Origin of the sequence: Streptomyces sp. SID3343, assembly GCF_009865215.1 — a bacterium.
In the GTDB taxonomy this organism is placed as follows: domain Bacteria; phylum Actinomycetota; class Actinomycetes; order Streptomycetales; family Streptomycetaceae; genus Embleya.
The window spans coordinates 1-1088 of record NZ_WWJX01001313.1 but is presented as its reverse complement, the minus strand read 5'-3'; the positions used below and the strand labels follow the sequence as shown (position 1 = coordinate 1088).

Genomic DNA, 1088 nt, shown 5'->3' with positions numbered 1-1088 from the left:
CCGCCTTCCACGCCGCCCGTCGGCACGACCGCGCCGCCGAGCGGGCCCGGCACCGGCGAGACCTCCGGCGCACCGGCCGCCCACAATCCGCAACTCGCGGGCGAGGCCCTGAACCGCTTGAAGGACGCCGGCTTCGTCGACGTCAAGGACACCCCCGCGAACGGCGCCGACCTCGCGGTGATCGTCGCGCCGGCCGCGGCCGTCGGCGGCGACGACCCCGGCCGGACCAACAACATCTACCTGTCGCTCGCGCGCTCCCTCGACACCGGCGACGACGGTACGGTCATGGCCGGCAACGCGGCCGCCGCGCAGGAGAACGGCGCGATCTGGGCGCTGCGCCGTAACGATCAAACCGCCAAGTCCGTTTCCACCGTGGACACTGCGGAGACCCCCGCGGGTCAGGTCGCGGTCGTGTGGGCGCTGGTGGTCGAGGAAAAGCAGGGCAACTCGGGCCAGTACGGCGTCACGGGCACGACCGACGGTCCGCTGCCGACGCTGCCTAAGGAGACACCGTGAGGATCGCCGCACGTTTCGGGGGGAGCCGACCGGGTCGGCTCGTGACGGCATTGGCCGCGATCGGCGCCGCGCGCGTCGGTTACGGCGCGCTGACCCGCCGCCCGCCCGGCGGGGCCGCGCGGTGGGAACGCCGCAACCATCGCGGCGAGGTGCTGACCCTGCTCGAAGGACCGGCGGCGGCGGTCGGGACCGCCGTCGCGGTCGCGTGCGCGCCCGGGGTGTCGGGTCGTCGGCGGGCCGCCGGGGTGTTGGCGGCGGTCTCGGGGGCCGGGTTCGGTACGTACGACGACCTGGCGGGGTCGTCCGATCGGCGCGGCTTCAAGGGGCACTTGGGGGCGCTCGCCAAGGGCGAGGTGACCAGCGGCGGGCTCAAGATCGTCGGGATCGGCACGGCGGGGATGGTGGCCGGCGCGCTCGTCCACAAGCGTCCCGTGGACAAACTGCTCGCGGGTGTCGTGGTCGCGGGTACGGCCAACCTGATCAACCTGTTCGACCTGCGGCCCGGGCGCGCGGCCAAGGCGGTGCTGATCGCCGGCCTGCCCTCGGTCCTGCGCGGCGGCGAGGCCGGCGCC

The 1088-nt window shown here is 74.8% G+C and carries 1 protein-coding gene and 1 pseudogene; both read left to right on the top strand.

Features of this window, described 5'->3' with window-relative positions:
- A partial coding sequence (locus tag GT354_RS41670) for a copper transporter (RefSeq protein WP_161361927.1) occupies positions 1-516 on the top strand: 516 nt, incomplete at its 5' end.
- Positions 513-1088 (top strand): annotated as a pseudogene (locus GT354_RS41665) (hypothetical protein); the annotation flags it as partial. The gene GT354_RS41670 and the pseudogene GT354_RS41665, both read left to right, overlap by 4 nt.